The organism is Acinetobacter kookii, from assembly GCF_900096895.1.
Classification (GTDB): domain Bacteria; phylum Pseudomonadota; class Gammaproteobacteria; order Pseudomonadales; family Moraxellaceae; genus Acinetobacter; species Acinetobacter kookii.
The window spans coordinates 244338-261639 of the sequence record NZ_FMYO01000002.1 but is presented as its reverse complement, the minus strand read 5'-3'; the positions used below and the strand labels follow the sequence as shown (position 1 = coordinate 261639).

General features: G+C 42.4%; 18 protein-coding genes and 2 tRNA genes. 12 read left to right on the top strand and 8 right to left on the bottom strand.

What is annotated here, in order from left to right; genetic code table 11:
• Positions 1–78: 78 nt before the first annotated feature.
• Complete coding sequence (locus tag BLP85_RS05845) at positions 79–711, top strand: alpha-ketoglutarate-dependent dioxygenase AlkB family protein (RefSeq protein ID WP_092819245.1); 633 nt, start codon at positions 79–81, stop codon at positions 709–711.
• Between the two features lie 182 nt (positions 712–893).
• On the opposite strand, the gene BLP85_RS05840 is transcribed toward BLP85_RS05845, so the two are convergent.
• The 3 genes from BLP85_RS05840 to BLP85_RS05830 all read right to left on the bottom strand — a co-directional run bounded on the left by BLP85_RS05840 (position 894) and on the right by BLP85_RS05830 (position 2796).
• A complete protein-coding gene (locus tag BLP85_RS05840; protein WP_092819186.1) occupies positions 894–1670 on the bottom strand; it encodes an IclR family transcriptional regulator in 777 nt (258 codons plus the stop codon).
• Positions 1671–1805: 135 nt separating this feature from the next.
• Positions 1806–2249: a Holliday junction resolvase RuvX gene (gene ruvX, locus BLP85_RS05835; protein ID WP_092819185.1), complete on the bottom strand. Its 444-nt coding sequence runs from the start codon at positions 2247–2249 to the stop codon at positions 1806–1808.
• A complete protein-coding gene (locus BLP85_RS05830; protein WP_092819184.1) occupies positions 2242–2796 on the bottom strand; it encodes a YqgE/AlgH family protein in 555 nt (184 codons plus the stop codon). Before BLP85_RS05830 ends, ruvX begins: the two co-directional genes overlap by 8 nt.
• 323 nt (positions 2797–3119) lie before the next feature.
• Between BLP85_RS05830 and BLP85_RS05825 the strand changes: the two genes are divergently transcribed.
• The 4 genes from BLP85_RS05825 to BLP85_RS05810 are packed head-to-tail and all read left to right on the top strand — an operon-like array spanning position 3120 to position 6605.
• Positions 3120–4535, top strand: a complete 1416-nt coding sequence (locus BLP85_RS05825; RefSeq protein ID WP_228143250.1) for a hypothetical protein — start codon at positions 3120–3122, stop codon at positions 4533–4535.
• Positions 4536–4550: 15 nt separating this feature from the next.
• Entirely contained in the window at positions 4551–4958 is a 408-nt protein-coding gene (locus BLP85_RS05820; protein ID WP_228143249.1) for a DUF1425 domain-containing protein, read from the top strand.
• Between the two features lie 13 nt (positions 4959–4971).
• The gene (gene lpoB / locus BLP85_RS05815) at positions 4972–5571 is read left to right on the top strand and encodes a penicillin-binding protein activator LpoB (RefSeq protein ID WP_086174116.1); all 600 of its coding nucleotides are present in this window, start codon (positions 4972–4974) and stop codon (positions 5569–5571) included.
• A 50-nt stretch (positions 5572–5621) separates the two neighbouring features.
• Entirely contained in the window at positions 5622–6605 is a 984-nt protein-coding gene (locus BLP85_RS05810) for a CsgG/HfaB family protein (RefSeq protein ID WP_092819244.1), read from the top strand.
• Between the two features lie 63 nt (positions 6606–6668).
• On the opposite strand, the gene recN is transcribed toward BLP85_RS05810, so the two are convergent.
• Entirely contained in the window at positions 6669–8330 is a 1662-nt protein-coding gene (gene recN / locus BLP85_RS05805) for a DNA repair protein RecN (RefSeq protein ID WP_092819181.1), read from the bottom strand.
• Between the two features lie 522 nt (positions 8331–8852).
• On the opposite strand from recN, the gene ppnP reads away from it, so the two are divergent.
• From ppnP to BLP85_RS05790, 3 genes are all read left to right on the top strand, one after another.
• Entirely contained in the window at positions 8853–9176 is a 324-nt protein-coding gene (gene ppnP / locus BLP85_RS05800) for a pyrimidine/purine nucleoside phosphorylase (protein ID WP_086195201.1), read from the top strand.
• Positions 9177–9317: 141 nt separating this feature from the next.
• On the top strand, positions 9318–10067 hold the full coding sequence (gene rlmB / locus BLP85_RS05795) for a 23S rRNA (guanosine(2251)-2'-O)-methyltransferase RlmB (protein WP_086195202.1): 750 nt from the start codon (positions 9318–9320) through the stop codon (positions 10065–10067).
• Positions 10068–10097: 30 nt separating this feature from the next.
• A complete protein-coding gene (locus tag BLP85_RS05790) occupies positions 10098–11015 on the top strand; it encodes a DMT family transporter (protein ID WP_092819180.1) in 918 nt (305 codons plus the stop codon).
• Positions 11016–11034: 19 nt separating this feature from the next.
• On the opposite strand, the gene coaE is transcribed toward BLP85_RS05790, so the two are convergent.
• From coaE to pilB, 4 genes are read right to left on the bottom strand one after another with little or no spacing between them, the layout of a single operon-like run.
• Positions 11035–11625, bottom strand: coding sequence for a dephospho-CoA kinase (coaE, locus tag BLP85_RS05785; RefSeq protein WP_092819179.1), 591 nt, complete (start codon positions 11623–11625; stop codon positions 11035–11037).
• A gap of 15 nt (positions 11626–11640) precedes the next feature.
• On the bottom strand, positions 11641–12501 hold the full coding sequence (locus tag BLP85_RS15120; RefSeq protein ID WP_092819178.1) for a prepilin peptidase: 861 nt from the start codon (positions 12499–12501) through the stop codon (positions 11641–11643).
• Positions 12501–13727, bottom strand: a complete 1227-nt coding sequence (locus BLP85_RS05775; RefSeq protein WP_092819177.1) for a type II secretion system F family protein — start codon at positions 13725–13727, stop codon at positions 12501–12503. Before BLP85_RS05775 ends, BLP85_RS15120 begins: the two co-directional genes overlap by 1 nt.
• Before the next feature lie 26 nt (positions 13728–13753).
• Positions 13754–15466 carry a type IV-A pilus assembly ATPase PilB gene (gene pilB, locus BLP85_RS05770; RefSeq protein WP_092819176.1) on the bottom strand — a complete coding sequence of 571 codons (1713 nt, stop codon included), beginning with the start codon at positions 15464–15466 and terminating at the stop codon, positions 13754–13756.
• Between the two features lie 281 nt (positions 15467–15747).
• Here pilB and tpiA point away from each other — a divergent pair, with 281 nt between their 5' ends.
• The 4 genes from tpiA (at position 15748) to BLP85_RS05750 (ending at position 17143) form a co-directional block, all read left to right on the top strand.
• Positions 15748–16539, top strand: a complete 792-nt coding sequence (gene tpiA, locus BLP85_RS05765) for a triose-phosphate isomerase (RefSeq protein WP_092819175.1) — start codon at positions 15748–15750, stop codon at positions 16537–16539.
• Between the two features lie 13 nt (positions 16540–16552).
• Positions 16553–16882 (top strand): preprotein translocase subunit SecG, encoded by a 330-nt coding sequence (gene secG, locus BLP85_RS05760; RefSeq protein ID WP_092819174.1) that lies wholly within the window; start codon positions 16553–16555, stop codon positions 16880–16882.
• Positions 16883–16935: 53 nt separating this feature from the next.
• Positions 16936–17020, top strand: a tRNA-Leu gene (locus tag BLP85_RS05755).
• 46 nt (positions 17021–17066) lie between these two features.
• Positions 17067–17143, top strand: a tRNA-Met gene (locus BLP85_RS05750).
• The last annotated feature ends 159 nt before the right edge of the window (positions 17144–17302 follow it).

Below are 17302 nucleotides of genomic sequence, written 5' to 3'. Positions count from 1 at the left end.
TGTTTTGAATTGTGAACAGAAATCATCCGCTAAAATAAAGTGAATTTTACATTTATTTTAGACGATGCATTTTTGCCGATGAACTTTGAATTGTTTGAGCCAGAAGCCCGGACCAATCTGTTACCTTGTGATGGGGTGGTAGAAGACTTTGGCCTGATTTTGACGGCTGGGCAGAGCGAGCAATATTTACAGTATTTTTTAACTCATCTGGCCTGGCAGCATGATGAAGTGGTGCTGTATGGGCAACATTATAAAACGGCACGCAAAGTGGCCTGGTATGGCGATGAAAATTACCAATATCATTATTCAGGCACCTTCAAGCAGGCCCATGTCTGGACTCCCGGATTATTTCGTTTAAAGCAACACATTGAAAAGTTGGTTGACCATTCTTTTAATTCCTGCCTTGCCAATTTATATGAAAATGGCAGTCAAGCTGTGGGCTGGCATAGCGATGACGAGCCGGCATTATATTCTGAGGCAGATCGGGAAACCGTAATTGCCTCCTTAAGTTTCGGGGTTACCCGAAAATTCAGTTTTAAGCACAAGCAAAAGCCAGACAAAGTCGATATGCTGTTACATGGCGGTCAGCTGATGGTGATGCGTGGCAAGACTCAGCAGTACTGGAAGCATACTTTAAGAAAATCGGTGAAAATTATTGAGCCACGGATAAACCTGACTTTCCGTTATTTTTATCCGCATCAGAAGCAGTAAGGTATTGGAAATAAGCGCATAAAAAAGCCCATCTTGTGATGAGCTTTTTTAACTTGAGGAGAGTTTTTAAGATCGCATCACGTTATCATGGAACAAGGGATGCTGAAGAACGATAATCATATTATGAGAATATAATGTTTAATTCAACATTTTTAGATTAAAATATATTACTGTTCCTCAAATTAAAATGTATCTTCCTGATGGGTCAAGGTGGTAAATTTCTTTTCAATTAAATCGGCATTGTCGCGCAATATTTCGATCAACTTCTGGAAATTGGTAAATTCAAAGCGGTTTCTGGAGCCTAACAGGGTCAAGGCCAAAGGCGGTTCCTTAGCAGAAAATTTCACTGGAATAGAAAGACTGGCCAGATTTGGATCGACCTCTCCACTCGAGAAATAATAGCCCTGTTTTTTAATCTGTTTCATTTGCAACAGAAATTCTTCTTCGCTCTGTGCAAAGCCGACTTCAGACAGTTCCGTCGCAAAACGCTGGTAATAATCCAAGATACGCTGTTTGGGTAAATGGGCCAGAATCACCTTGGCAGAAGAGCCTTTATAGATTGGGCGAGGACAACCGCGACCATAAATAAGCGTGGTCAGGTCTTTATACAGTTCGTGATGAATATCGATACATGAATCGTAATTTAAATGCGTGAGCAGACAGCCGAATTCGGTACGTTCTACAATTTGCTGCATAAAGGGAATGCTGATCTGTACCAAAGGATCCGTGGTACGGGAAATGTAATCCAGTACGGCAATTTTAGAGCCGAGAGTATAGTCACCTGAAGTTCCACTCAGGCGTTGTAATAATTCTGCCGAAACCAATTCTTTTAAATAACGGTAACTTGTGGGTTTAGAGAGTCCTAATTCCTCACTAATGATATCGACATTAATGATTGGGCGAGACACTGAAAAGAGATCCAAAACGGTAAGAATCTTACCAAAACTAGAAAGTGCCATAAGTACCTGCTTGGTCAAAGCATATAAAAGAGAAACGAATAAGTCTTACTTTATAACAAAAAATTAGGCAGAGCAGGGCTTTTGTTGCGGCAATGCGGTATTTGTTAACTATCCTGAAAGATGCTTTTTTTATCTTTAAGGCGTTAAACCTACCGGATTGCGATACCAGCTTTCTATAAACAGCGCAGCTGCAATGCTGTCAGCCGCCAGTTTCTTGCCACGACCTTGAGACTGGTATTGATCCAGTTCATCACGTGCTTCACGGGTGGTCAGACGCTCATCCACCATCAAGGTTTCAATATTGGTCTGATGGCGTAAGCGTCGGGCAAATTTGCGCGAACGCGCGGAAAGTTCAGATTCAGTATCATCCATATTCAGCGGTAAACCGACTAAGAATAGAGTCGGTTGATACTGTTTGATAATTTTCAGTAAGGCATCCCAGTTCGGAATGCCATCTTTCATCGGAAACAGGGCAAGCGGATTGGCACTTTCAATCAAGGATTGACCCACCGCCATGCCCATTTTTTGGGTACCGAAATCAAATGCCATAATCATGTGTGGTTGTGATAAGTCAGGCATGTCCAATCTCTGATGACAGCCAGGTGCGGTCCAAGCCCATTTTTTTATAGGCAGCATCCCAGCGGTCGTCATAAGGTAAGTTAAAAATCAAATCCATATCAGCATCACAGATCAGCCAGTCACCACGTGCAATTTCCTGTTCCAGCTGGTTTTTGCTCCAGCTGGCATAACCCAAAGCAATTTGGTAGCGTCCAACGCCTTCATTGTGGGCAATGGCATCGAGGATATCTTTAGACGTGGTGATACAGACATTTTCACCCACAGCAATGGATGAATGCCAGGTCGGTTGACCGGTATGCAGTACAAATCCGGCTTCGGGACGCAAAGGCCCACCTTGCAAGACTGCATGGGGATTGACATTGTCCGCTTCAATTTCCAGGTCATTCAACAATTCCTTGATTGAAAGACCGGATGGACGGTTAATGATAATGCCTTGTGCACCATCTTCATCATGGCGTGCCAAATAAATTACCGTATTGGCAAAAAAATCATCGGCTAAATCAGGAGGTGCAATGAGACAGCGATGTGTCAGATATTGTTTAGTCATCTAAGCATCTCCGGGTTTTAGTCTATCATTTGAAAAAAATAGTTTGAAATTTGGTGTAGCTGTCAATCTATCTAGAGCTTTCTTGACTATAACATTGACCTTACAAATTTCTATAAGGAATTATAGGCTGAATATATAAATTTATGTTTTTCTCACGCTTAAGATTTTATTTTGAGATTAAAGTCACATTCAAATAACTATTTTGATTTAACAAAACTTAATAAAATATTGATTTATTATTTATTTTTTACAATTTTTATGATCAATATTTAAAATATCTTAATTTGGTCAAATAATTATATGTTTTATAGAAAAATATTGATTTGATCCATATTGTTTTGATTTGTATGATGTATGTAATAAAAAGTAAGTTGAATATTATTATGTCGGTTCAAATAAACAAGAAAGTTATCACTTTATGCTTTACTTCATTGTTTGCTGTACAAACACATGCAGCGGTATTTGGAACTTATGAAGAAGAGGGATCACTTTTTAGAAGTTCTTTAAATGCAGAACTCAGTTCATCTGTAGCAGCGAAGTTTGACAGCAAGAAAAATTCTAAAGATGCGGTTTTATATTATTTAGAGCAAGCAAGAATTTTACAGGTCAATCAACAATATCAAGAAAGTCTGGATATTTATAAAAAGGCATTTGAGCTGATCGATCAGCAGAACAACAGAAGTAAAGTGAGTGTAACCCGGATGGGGTTCAAAGCCCTTTCGATGGTGAGTAATGAGTCCGTTGTACCTTATTTGGTTCCTCCTTATGAACAGGTTTTAGCGCATATTTCTCAGGCAAAAAATTATATTCTGCTGAATAATGCTGAAGCTGCAGGGGTAGAAATGCGTGTTGCACAACAAATTCAGCGTGAAATTGAACTGGCGCACGAGAAAGAGTTTGCTAAGAAAAAAGATAAGCAGAAGACAGATAAACAAATTGATTATTCAACTTTAGATGAAGCTTTTGCTGGTTTAGATCCGATTGCAGGTCGAATTAAAAATACCTATCAAAATGGTTATGCTTTTTACATGGCAGCTAATTTGTGGGAAGCCACAGGCGACTATAATAATGCTTTGGTGGACTTTAAAAAAGCTTATGAATTACATGGTGATTCAAATGTTGCCAAAGATGTGACCCGGGTTGATACAGTATCAAGTAACAATCAGAAATCAGTACCCGTCATTGTGTTTATTGAGCAGGGTACAGTACCGAAAAAGATTGAAAATAAACTTGCTTTTCCCATGCCAAATGGGCTGGTTAATATTGCATTTGCCACCTATGAACCGAGTACTTATATGCCGCCGAAAAGCTTAAAAATTAAGCTGGGTGATCGACAAGTACAGCAAAGTGCTCTGGTTAGTGATATTGGTGCATTGGCAGTAAAAAACCTGAAAGAACAAACCATCAGTACCGTTACCAGTCAGATTGTACGGGCAACGACAAAATACGTGATGCAACAGCAATTAGGTCAGCAATTGGGATCTTTAGGGCAGCTGGCTGGAAACTTAATGAATGTTGCCACTGAACGTGCCGATTTAAGAGCATGGTCGACGCTACCAAGTAACACACAGGTGGCACGTTTTGAGGTGAGCCCAGGAAAACATAATCTGAAAATTATCGGACCACAATCCTCTAGCACAACACTTAATGTTGAGGCAAATCCAAACCAAACCGTTTTTGTTTATGTCAGTGATATAAATAATAAAATTTCAGCCAGTGTAAGTGCTGTAACTCGTTAATTTTAAAAGAGTGTAATGATGAAAATATGTTTAAAACTGGGGGCGGCAAGCCTTTTGGCTGCTGCACTTATTGGTTGTACCGCACCCAACTCACTCTCAACCCAAACTGCAGCCGATGGCACCTATAGCGTAAAAACCGTCAGCAATAACCCAAAACTGGTCACGCAAATTGCGGTTGATCGGATCAGTATGGGATACGCTGGCGATTTGAAAAAAGCTTCGATTGCAATCAAGGACCGCTGGTTTGTGAGCCGTAATTTTGAATACAAAATTGTTTGGGTAGATGCAAATGGCTTTGAAGTGAATCCAGAAGGTTCACGCTGGAAGCCTATTCAGTTAACAGGCCGCGAAATAAAGACCGTTCAATCCATTGCACCTAACCCATCTGCTGTTGATGTTGTTGTCTATCTGAGAAAAGATTAAGGATAAGTTTTCCATGAAATTAAAATTAACTTTGGCTACTACTGTTTTGGCTACTTTGGTCTTGGGCGGTTGTGCTTCGAATAACGTGAGTTATGGAGATGCCCAGTCAGTTGAAACCCTGACTAAAGATTTCGGTTCTACCGATTTGCAGATGATTGCGGACAAAATGGTGGATGACATGTTGACCTTTCCCGTGATTGTTCAATTGACCCAAAACCGCCGCCCAGTGATGTTTGTAGACCGCATCCGCAATAAAACGCAAGAACATATTGATACCGAATCAATCACTGACACCATTCAAAACAAACTCATCAATTCAGGCAAATTCCGTTTTGTAGATATGACTTCTGCCAATGCATTAGCGCAGCAGTTGGCATACCAAAAGCAAAGCGGATTGGTGAACCAGGCAACTTCGGTAAAAGCCGGTGGTCATATTGGCGCTGAATACATGTTAAACGGCAACCTGTCGAGCATTGTAAAAAATGCAGGGGGTAAAAGTGATGTGTATTACAAGTTCACTTTAAAACTTCAAAATGTACAAACCGGCATTGTGGAATGGACCAGCGAGAAAGAAATTCGTAAATCGTCGAAACGTTCGACCTTCGGTTTATAATTCAAATATGCAACTGTGCGATTGCACAGTTGCTTAAGAAGATAATAATGATGAATAAAATATTTTTAGCTTTATTGCTTGCTGGTTCTGCGACCACTTCTGCATTTGCAGCATTAAAAGAAGTGGTTAAGGAAGCATCGGGTAGTGGTGCTACCCAGCATCAAGCGATTTCAGAAGCCTTGTTGGTTGCGGTTCAATCGGTGAATGGTGCAACTGTTTCCTCACGTGTAGATTATGAAACAACTGTCAATATGTCAGTTTCCAATAATAAATGGAGTTATTCGGGTAAAGTTTCTCCAGTCTTTAGCGTAGATAATACTGGCTCAGGATCTGTCACTAAATTCCAGGTGCTCAGCGTGACTGGATCAAAAAACAACTACCGTGCGAAAGTGCGTGCGCATGTTGTGCAGTACCAGTCATCTGTTCAAGATCAGCATTTACGCCGCATTGCTGTACTGCCATTTCAATTTTATGAAAAAAATAACCGTTCTGCCAAGGTGGATTCAGCAGAAGATTTTGCATCAGAATTGTCTGATCAATTAGGTGTCTATTTGGCTCAAACGGGTCAATTGAGCTTGGTGGATCGTCATTATTTAAGCGAAATGCAGTCCGAGAATGAGTTTTTATACTGGGATGGTGCACCGCAAGAATTGGCACGTATAGGTCAGAAAGTGGGTGCAGACTATTTGTTGGTGGGGCGTATCAATGATGTCTCGGTTGCCAATGGCCAACAGATGTATGGTCTGAATCAAGGTGCAGATCAAGTGCGTCTAACCTGGCGGGTGATTGAGGCGAATACCAGCAAAGTTGTTGCAGCAGGTACCTTCAACCGCATTATTGCAGACAATGCAATTCAAAACATGCTGAATAATTCATTGAATGATTCCAGTACAGATAAAATTGCGCAAAGCTTGAGCCGAGAGGTGTTGGTGGGGATGAAGCTAAAACCTGCCTCCTATCAGAATCAAGATGCCGGTTTTACTCCAACCTATGACATGACCCCAGGATCGAGTGAAAAACCGATCAAATGGTAAGTTGGCCTCAAAGCAACGTTATTTGCATTGAAGTTCAAAACCGGTACATGCTGTACTGGTTTTTTATACCTGTTGAAACTTAAGTTGACGTAACTGCTTGGCATGTTGCAGTGTGGTGTCATTAATTTCGACGCCGCCGGTCATACGTGCCAGTTCATCAATGCGCTGTTCTTCGGCAAGATTGATGATGGTACTGCTGGCCGGATCGGTTTGACGCTTTTTCACCAGCAGATGCTGATCCGATTGTGCCGCCACCTGAGCTTGATGGGTAATACATAAAATCTGTACATGCTGGGCCAAATCAGCCAGCAAACGGCCGACCATTTCTGCAGTACCGCCACTAATCCCGACGTCGATTTCATCGAAGACCAGCACTTCTGCTTCGGTTTTTTCAGCATTCATGACTTGCATGACTAAGGCAATACGCGACAGTTCACCTCCGGAAGCGACACGTGCCAAAGGCTGCGGCGGAATACCCTTGTTCGCAGTAAACAGCAGCTGAATAAAGCTCAAACCTTCAGCACCTGCCTGCTCCAAAGGTTCAAACTTGAATTCAAAATAGGCTTCCGGCAAAGCCAGCTGCTTGACCTGCTCAGTCAGTTGCTTGGCTAAGGGGATTGCGGCTTCACGGCGAATTTCATCCAGATATTGCGCTTTGGCTAAAAATTCCTGATGAGACACTTCTACCTGTTCAGCAAGGGTTTCCGGGTCTTCCAGCTGATGCAACTGTTCCAGTTCAGTCTGCCAGGCCTGATATTCTTCTTTTAATGTTTCCGGTTGAGTGCGGTACTTACGTGCTAAACGGTGGAAAATTTCCAGTTGTGAGTTCAATTCTTCCATCCGTTCTGGATCGAAGCTTTGCCGGTCGATAAACTGACGCAAGTTTGCCGTTGCATCATCAATTTCACTTTGTGCATTGATCAGTGAATTATAGATTTCAGCAAGCTGTTCACTACGGCCGGCATGCGATTCCAGTCGACGAATAATTGAAGACAGTTCCTGGGTCAGGTTTTGTTCGGCTTCATCCAGCACATTTAAGCTATAACCGCAGTCCAGCATGATATGTTCATGATGGCTTAAACGGTCAAATTCCTGTTCAATCTCTTTATAGTCAATCTGGGTGATGTCTTCGAGTTCTTCCAGTTGCAACTCTAAAGTTTCAATGCGCTGTTTGCGGGTGGCTTGTGCATCTAAAGCCGCTTGATGCTGACGAATGTCTTTTTGCCAGGTGCTATAGGCATTACGGACCTCTTGCGCAGGCTGATAAAAGTTGCTGTAACGATCCAGCCAGTGCTTGGGATAGGGCGGCTCTAACAGTTGTTGCTGACTGTGCTGACTATACAGTTGTACCAATAAGCGGCCAATCTCTTTCAGTTCAGAGAGACTACTTGGACGACCATTAATCCAGGCTTTGCTACGACCCGTGGCAAAAATCACCCGTCTTAAATGAATTTCGCCTGATTCGTCATCCAACTCATGTGCTTTTAACCATTCGGCTTCAGGGCTGTGTTCCTGATAGCTAAAAATGGCCGTCACATCGGCTTTATCCGAACCGAAACGTACATAATTGGTGTCGGTACGTTCACCCAGGCAGGCAGACAGGGCATCCAGTAATAACGACTTACCCGCCCCGGTTTCACCCGTCAGGACATTGAAACCTTTTTCAATATCAATGGCTAAGTGATCGGCTAAAGCAAAATTGATCAGAGTTAAATGTGTCAGCATAAACGCATCCAAGCTGCGAAAAGTTTTAGTCTAAGATAGTGAAATTTTGTTTTGGTCACAAGACAGCTTTTATTTTAAAAGGGTTTAAAACATCAATATCTTACCTTATCTCGGCGCTGAAAATGAAACCTGTGTGTGAAAATAGCCGATAAAATTTTCCATCAATAAATTGCAGCTTATTTTAAGAAAAAGAGAAAATTGGAGTCCAAATTTATCCGGCTGCGCAAAACCTGGACCAGATAGGAGACTCTATACTGTTGATGATTTGAAGACCTAATCCATGCTGGAGAATGCTATTCGCCTTTGGTCGGGGCAACATCAGCAGCAATTTATGCTTATAATTTCATTCATGCAGAGGTTCGTGCACAAATCGCCAGTTGTTCTTTTCAGCCTGCAAAAAATATTTGTAAAAAATTGAAAAATATTGATTTGGCGGTAGGAAACAGCGATTGATTAGTTTAATACTCGGCTTTAAACTAGCTCGGGCAAAAATTATAAATGCGCATTATCTGGAGAATACGCATGTCAAATCAGTTTGATCACGTTTCGGTTGTCAAAAAGTCGAATGTTTATTTCGACGGGTTGTGTATCAGTCATACCGTGCAGTTTGAAGATGGCACCAAAAAAACCTTAGGGGTAATTTTGCCAACAGAACAGGCTTTGACCTTTCAAACACATGTACCTGAACGTATGGAAATCATTTCAGGTGAATGTCGTGTCCAAATTGGCGACAAAACAGAAAGTGAACTGTTCCGTGCCGGTCAGTCTTTCTATGTACCAGGCAATAGCCGTTTTAAAATCGAGACCGATGAAGTGCTCGATTATGTCTGTCATTTCGAAGGCTAAGCATTCGTCCCGGATAAGACAAAGAAATTTTAACCTGAATCGGTTAAACTAGATTCAAGCATCAATCCTGTAAAGCCTGCTTTGCAGGATTTTTCTTTTTGTATAATTACCCATAGTCACCATAGATTTTAGAGGCTGTTCATGGCAAAACCAGAATATTATTATGGCGTTCACTCGGTGGAGTCATTATTGGAACTCGAGCCTGAGCGCGTACTGACTTTATTTACCTTGAAAGGCCGTGATGACCAGCGTTTGAAAAACGTCTTGGCTCTGGCTGAACCTTTTGGTATTAGCGTGCAACAAGCCAGCCGTGACAAACTGGAAAAACTCGCAGGCCAACCTTTTCATCAGGGCGTAGTCGCGGCAGTGCGTCCGCATCCGGTATTGAATGAACAGGATCTGGATGCCGTGCTGAAGCAAAATCCTCAAGCACTTTTGCTGGCACTGGACCAGGTCACCGATCCGCATAATTTGGGCGCATGTATTCGTACAGCTGCTGCCATGGGGGTTGAAGCCGTAGTGGTTTCGCGTGACCGTTCTGCAAGCCTAACGCCAACTGCACGTAAGGTTGCTGCCGGTGGCGCAGAAAAAGTGAAGTTTATTCAGGTGACCAATCTGGCGCGTACTTTGGGCCATATCAAAGATGAATTTAATGTACGTGTAGTTGGAACCATGCTGGATGAAAAAGCCTTACCGATTGATCAATTTGATTTTACCGGTACGGCAGTGTGTGTCGTGATGGGGGCTGAAGATACAGGTTTGCGTCCAATTACCCAGTCACAATGTGATCAGAAGGTCTATATTCCAATGGCCGGAAACTTGCAAAGCTTAAATGTCAGTGTTGCCACCGGTATGGCACTGTATGAAGCCTGTCGTCAACGTAACCTGTAATTTTTCTTTGCTATTTAAAAGTTGTTTGCTATGTCTCCCCGGTCTCAAGGTTATCTTTATGTCGCCATTACCATGTGTATTTGGGGCGGATTTACCATTACTTCTCGCCTGAATGCCCAGTGGGGAATTAGTGCCTGGGATATTACCGCCTTACGTTTTGCCTTGGCATTTTGTATTCTCATGCCCATTTTACTCTATAAAAAAGACACCGCTTTTTTATGGAAAAAACAACCTTTTATTTTGGCGATGATTGGCGGGGTAGCGTATTGCCTGACCTCTTATAGTGCCTTTCATTATGTACCAGCAGCGCATGCAGCCATTTTCCTGAATGGCTGTATTCCGCTGTGTACAGCTTTAGCTGGATTGGTATTATTTAAACAGCCTTTAGGTAAACACATCTGGATTAGTTTGGTGATTATGCTGAGTGCGATCACTGCAATGAGCTTCTTGATGTATCAGGAAACCGGTGTGGCCTTTGGTTTTGGTGACATGCTATTTTTCCTGAGTGCGATCTGGTGGGGTGTATTCACCGTATTGTTACGCCAATGGAAACTTTCTGCCTGGCATTCTATGGCAGGTGTTGCCATCTGGTCGGCAATTGTTTATGTACCGATCTATCTGCTGTTTTTGCCGAAAAATTTAACGGCACCTGAACCTGCACATTTAATGCTACAGGTGATTTTTCACGGTATCTTTGTGGTTATTGTGGCCACACTGACTTATGTAGAAGCGATTAAGCGTCTGGGTGCATTCAAAACGGGAAGTATCGTGACTTTGGCCCCGTTTATGGCGGCAATTTTAGCGGTACCGCTATTGGGAGAGCCTTTAAGTCTAGCCATTATTTGTGGCTTGATCGGAATGGCGATCGGTGCATTACAGCCATGGCGCTGGATAGGTCATCAAGACAGTTTGCAGCAGCAACTTGATCAACAAAAAAAGCAGTCCTAATCGACTGCTTTTTTTAATTTCAGCGTTTTAAATACGCTTCATGCAGCGGTCTTAAATGGCTGTATAAATGGTCAAGATGACCGTCATTCAGCACAATATCATCAGCCAAACGACGCTTTTGTTCACGTGGCATCTGGGACTGAATAATTTGTTCAATTTGTTCAATTGATTGGTGATCACGCATAGCAGCCCGCTGAATCTGCAAATCAATTGATGCATCAATCAGCAGGGTATGATCAGTCAGTTCATGCTGGTTGGTTTCAAACAGCAGGGGAGAGACCAAGATTACATAAGGGCTGGTCGCAGCCTGCAGCTGTTGAATAATAGACTCTCGAATCGCAGGATGGGTAATACTTTCCAGCGTTTTACGTGCTTCAGGATATTTGAAAATATGTTCGCGTAAAGCCCGACGATTCAGCTCGCCATTGTCTAATAGAACCCAATCGCCAAAAGCCGCATGAATCTGTTGTAAGGCGGACTGTCCCTTGGCTACAATCTCTCGCGCGACAATATCGGCATCAACGACAGTAATGCCCTGGGTTTCAAACCAATGACTGGCGGCTGATTTTCCACTGCCAATTCCGCCAGTTAAACCCAAGATAAACGTCATATAAATCCCTAAAAATTACTGTCCCAAATAGATTTTCATGATTTGCTCACCCCAAATGAATGCAATCCAACCGGCAATCGCAATATAAGGGCCAAATGCAAAAGGCTGATTTTTTTTGCGTATTTTGAGCAGAATAATGCCAATCACAGCGCCGACAAAGGAAGAGAGCAATACAATCAGGGGCAGCAGAAATGGCCCCATCCAGGCACCTAAGGCAGCCAGAAGTTTAAAATCGCCATAGCCCATACCTTCTTTGCCGGTAATGATCTTAAACAGATAATAGACAATCCACAAACACAGGAAGCCAATAATATAGCCCCAGATGGCAGAAGTTGGACTGGTATAGAGACTATAGCTATTTACTGCTAAACCCAGCGCTGCCAGAGGTAAAGTATAACGGTCAGGTAAAAGCTGGGTGTCAAAGTCGATAAAAGTCAGCGCAATCAGTACCCAAGTGAGAACTAGACCAAACAGCATCTGTAGGGTAGGGCCGAATACTGCCACAATGATCAGGGAACAGAGTGCAGTTAACAATTCAATGAGTGGATAGCGAATGCTGATCGGATTTTTGCAAGAACCGCATTTGCCCTGTAAAACCAGCCAGCTGATGACAGGAATATTCTGATACCAGCGAATGGGAGTCTGGCATTTCGGACAGGTTGAAACAGGCTTGCTGAGGGTGATTTTTGTTTCGTCAATAATGGCCTGCTCAGGATGCAGCAATATTTGACAATCCTGCCGCCACTCTTGCTCCATCATTTTCGGCGTTCGATAAATCACGACATTGAGAAAACTGCCGATACACAGACTAAAAAGCCCAACTGCAATATATAAAGCAGTTGGGTTAATCATAAAATAAGAAATGAAATCTTGCATTAAACCACAGAACCCATTTGGAAAATTGGAAGATACATGGCAATTACCAGACCACCGACTAATACACCCAGTATGGCCATAATCAAGGGTTCCATCATCGAGGTTAAGCCATCCACAGCATTGTCGACTTCATTTTCGAAATGCGTTGCGACTTTATCCAGCATGGCATCCAGCGCACCAGATTCTTCACCAATCGCGACCATCTGTACCGCCATAGAGGGAAATTTGTTGGTAACCCGCATGGCAAATTGTAATTGTTGTCCGGTGGCCACGTCATCACGAATTTTCATTACGGCAGTTTCATAAACCACATTATTGGTTGCACCTGCAGTGGATTCCAAGGCATCAATCAAGGGAACACCGGCAGCAAAGGTAGTGGCTAGAGTACGACTGTAACGCGCAATAATGGCTTTATAAACCAGGTCACCGAAAATAGGGGCTTTGAGTGCGGCTTTATCGAGAAAATCCCGAAATTTTTTACTCCGCTTTTTAGCTTCCAGAAAGCCTGCAATAATGGCACCAATCGCAATAATCAGAATAAACCAGTATTTCTGCATCCATTCAGACATATTTACCACCATTTTGGTAAAAGCTGGCAGGTCAGCACCAAAAGAACTGAACAGATCTTGGAATACCGGAACCACTTTAACCATCAAGATGATGGTCACAATCACAGCAACCACAATAACGGTTGCTGGATATTTCATGGCTTTTTTAATTTTTTGTTTTAAGAGTTCGCTTTTCTCTTTATAAATCGCGACACGGTCCAGCATAGTTTCCAGGGCACCGGACTGTTCACCAGATTCAACCAGTGAGCAGAATAAGTTGTCAAAATATTGTGGATACTTTTTAAGTGCACCTGCAAAGGTATTCCCGCCTTCCACTTCACCTTTAATACCCAGTACCACCTCACGCATCGCTGGATTTTCCAGACCTTCTGCGACAATTTCAAAGCTTTGTACAAGTGGTACACCGGCTTTCATCATGGTGGCCAGCTGGCGGGTAAAAATCGTGATATCCAGGGTGGTGACTTTCTTTTTCATTAACCCTTCGAGAATATTTTTACGTTTTTCCCGAATATGTTTAATGGTAATGCCTTGCTTGCGTAAGGTCACTTTGGCAAGTGCCATATTACGTGCAGGTAATTCCCCTTTAAGTTTTTCCCCTTTGCGATCAATGCCTTCATAACTGAAGACGGGCATCATCTGTGCTTTTTTGACAGCCATGCGTTTATCCTTATTTTAAATTTCATTTATTCACTGGTTACACGATTGACTTCCTGAAGGGAAGTCACCCCCTGCATAACCTTAATTAATCCTGAACGGCGTAAATTATTAAACCCCGATCTTTCAGATGCTGCTGCAATTTCCAGTGCATTGCCATCTTCCATAATAATTTTCGAAATTTCAGGGGTTACTTTCATGACTTCATAAATACCGACACGACCTTTATAACCTTCACGACACTCGGAACAGCCTACAGGTTGATATACCTGAAATTCTGGATGTTTAAGATCTTCTTCGGTAAAACCCATTTCTAATAAGCTGGGCTCTGGAATATCTGCAGGCACTTTACATTGAGAGCATAAACGACGGGCTAAACGTTGTGCAATCACCAGGTTGACCGAGGTGGCAATGTTAAAGGAAGGAACGCCCATGTTGCGTAAACGTGTCAAGGTCTCGGGTGCACTGTTGGTATGCAGTGTAGACATCACCATATGACCGGTTTGTGCTGCTTTAACGGCAATTTCAGCGGTTTCCAGGTCTCGAATCTCACCGACCATGACAATATCAGGATCCTGACGTAAAAATGATTTAAGCGCAGCAGAGAAGGTTAAACCGACTTTAGCGTTGACATTGACCTGATTAATCCCTTCCAGGTTGATTTCTACCGGGTCTTCGGCCGTTGAAATATTGGTATCTTCACGATTCAGAATATTCAAGCCCGTATAGAGCGATACGGTTTTACCGGAACCGGTTGGACCTGTAATCAGCAGCATGCCTTGAGGTTTTTCCAGCGCTTGCATAAACAGTTCTTTTTGATCGGGTTCATAGCCCAATGCATCAATGCCCAGCATGGCACTGGAAGGATCCAGAATACGTAGGACCAGTTTTTCACCAAATAGGGTAGGTAATGAGTTGACACGGAAGTCGATGGCCTTGGTTTTTGAAAGCTTAAGTTTAATCCGCCCATCCTGGGGCAAGCGCTTTTCAGAAATATCCATTTGCGACATGACTTTTAAACGTGATGCCAGGCGTGTGGACAGCTGCAACGGCGGATTGGCAATCTGGCGGAGCACACCATCAATACGATAACGGACCCGATATGACTTTTCATACGGCTCGAAATGTAAATCCGAAGCCCCCATACGAATGGCATCAATTAACAGTTTATTAATATATTTAACGATGGGAGCTTCATCCCCTTGGGGACCATCATCTTCATCAGCTGGTTTGTTCAGGTCTTCTTGTTCTAGATCTAGATCGATATCTTCATCAGAAAATTCAAAACTGTCCGCCTGGGTAAAGTTCTGTTCAATGAGTTTGTGTAATTTCTGGTGTTCTACAATAATCGCTTCAATATTCATTTTACTGCTGAAGCGAATCGCATCCATGGCATCTATATTGGTGGGATTGCTGGTTGCGACGTAGAGTAAATTCCCGCGTTTAAAAATGGGCAAAACGCAATGTTTGCTAATGAGTTTTTCATCCAGCCCTTCCCGGATAATTTGAGCAGAGTCATAGGCGCTCAAATCAAAAAGAGGTTCTCCAAATTCTTGAGAGATTTTTTCTGCAATATCCAGAGAGGAAATTTTCAACTGATAAATTAAAAAAGGGACAATATCTTGATTGGCTTTTTTCGCATTCAATATTGCACTCTGCATATTTTCAGCAGAAACTAAGCCATCTTCGACTAAACGCCGAATAAAACCCGTAAATCTTGGTGATCCTTGTAATGCTGCCATGCTTTAATATGCCTGCTTAATCAATCTGTTTATAATTGGTATCATTGAATTATACTTTTGTTATATAAAAATACCATATCTTAAAATGTTGTCATCTACTTAATATCAGATAAAACTTTGAACCAGTCGTAATTACAGGGAGAAGTTTTTCCGGAGAGTAAAAGAAGATCGATTGCAAAAATAAGAAGAGTATAAAAAAGCCATATGAAAATTTTCTAAAAAATGCTGAATTCCGTGTAGAATATGCGCGGTTTAATGAATTGTTTTTAATAGGTTACTGTATGTCGGGTTCGGCTATTACTCCTTGGGTTGTCGGCAATTGGAAAATGAACCCAATGCAGGCAGATGCAAAAGCGTTGCTGCAAGATTTTAAAAAATTATTGCAGAACAATGAAATTAAAGAACAAGATTGTTATTTAGGTATTGCACCGACCATGCTGGCCTTGGGTAGTGTTCAGTCAGAATTGGCAAGTTCAGTACGTCCTGTTTATCCCGTTGCGCAGGATGTTTCCCGTATTGCCGGTACAGGAGCATATACCGGTGAAGTGAGTGCCGAACTGCTGAAAGACCAGCAAATTGATTTTGTACTGATTGGTCATTCAGAACGTCGGGAATTTTTTGCTGAAACTGCCTCAATCCTGAATGAAAAAGTTAAAAATGCCTTAAATGCAGGATTAACCATTATTTATTGCGTAGGTGAAAGTCTGGAACAGCGTGAAAATGGTCAGGCAGAGCAGGTGGTATTGCAACAAATCTGTGATATTGCCACAGTTGTTCAGGCTGAGCAGTGGAAAAATATAGTGGTGGCTTATGAACCCATTTGGGCGATTGGTACGGGTAAAACCGCTTCACCTGAAGATGCACAGGCGATGCATGCCAAAATTCGTGCAGGTTTAACCCAAATTACCCCTTTGGGTGCCAGCATGGCAATTTTATATGGTGGTAGTGTTAAGCCGGAAAATGCAGTAGAGTTGGCTGCCTGTCCAGATATTAATGGTGCGCTGGTTGGTGGTGCATCTTTAAATGCAGAGTCTTTCTATAAAATTGCTCAGGCTTTTGCAAATACAAAATAATTAGGAGTTCAGCATGCATGCATTTGTGCTGGTAGTACATATTATCTTAGCCATTTTAATGATTGTATTGATTCTGGTACAACATGGTAAGGGTGCCGATGCAGGTGCATCCTTTGGTGGTGGTGGCGCGGCAACCGTTTTTGGTGCTTCGGGTTCGGCTAATTTTTTAACCCGTTTAACCGCAATTTTAACCGCTTTATTTTTTGTCACGAGCCTAAGTTTAGCTGTGTTTGCCAAAAAGCAAACCACTGATGCCTATAGCTTAAAATCGGTACAAACAACAACCACAGCTCCGGCAAATTCGAGTGAAACTTCACCAGTTGCACCAAAAACTGGCGAATAAATTTATTTAGTTCTTTCTTTTTGGGTGTGATCCGACTAGAATGCGTCACAGCTGCGGTGGTGGTGGAATTGGTAGACACGCTACCTTGAGGTGGTAGTGCTTTCGGGCGTGGGGGTTCAAGTCCCCCCTTCCGCACCAACTTATAATCCAGAACATAAGTTGGTGTAAGCAGCAAATCTGTTGATGCGGGATGGAGCAGTCTGGTAGCTCGTCGGGCTCATAACCCGAAGGTCGTTGGTTCAAATCCAGCTCCCGCTACCATTTTTTAATGGTTTGGTAATGCTATTTATAGAATTGGTTGATTGCTCATCGGGCTCAACTCTTCATAAACTGGCGAAGGTTGTTGGCTCAAATCCAGCTCCCGCTACCAATCAATCTTATTTTAGATGCAAACTGAAATAGGCACCTTGTTTATTTAAG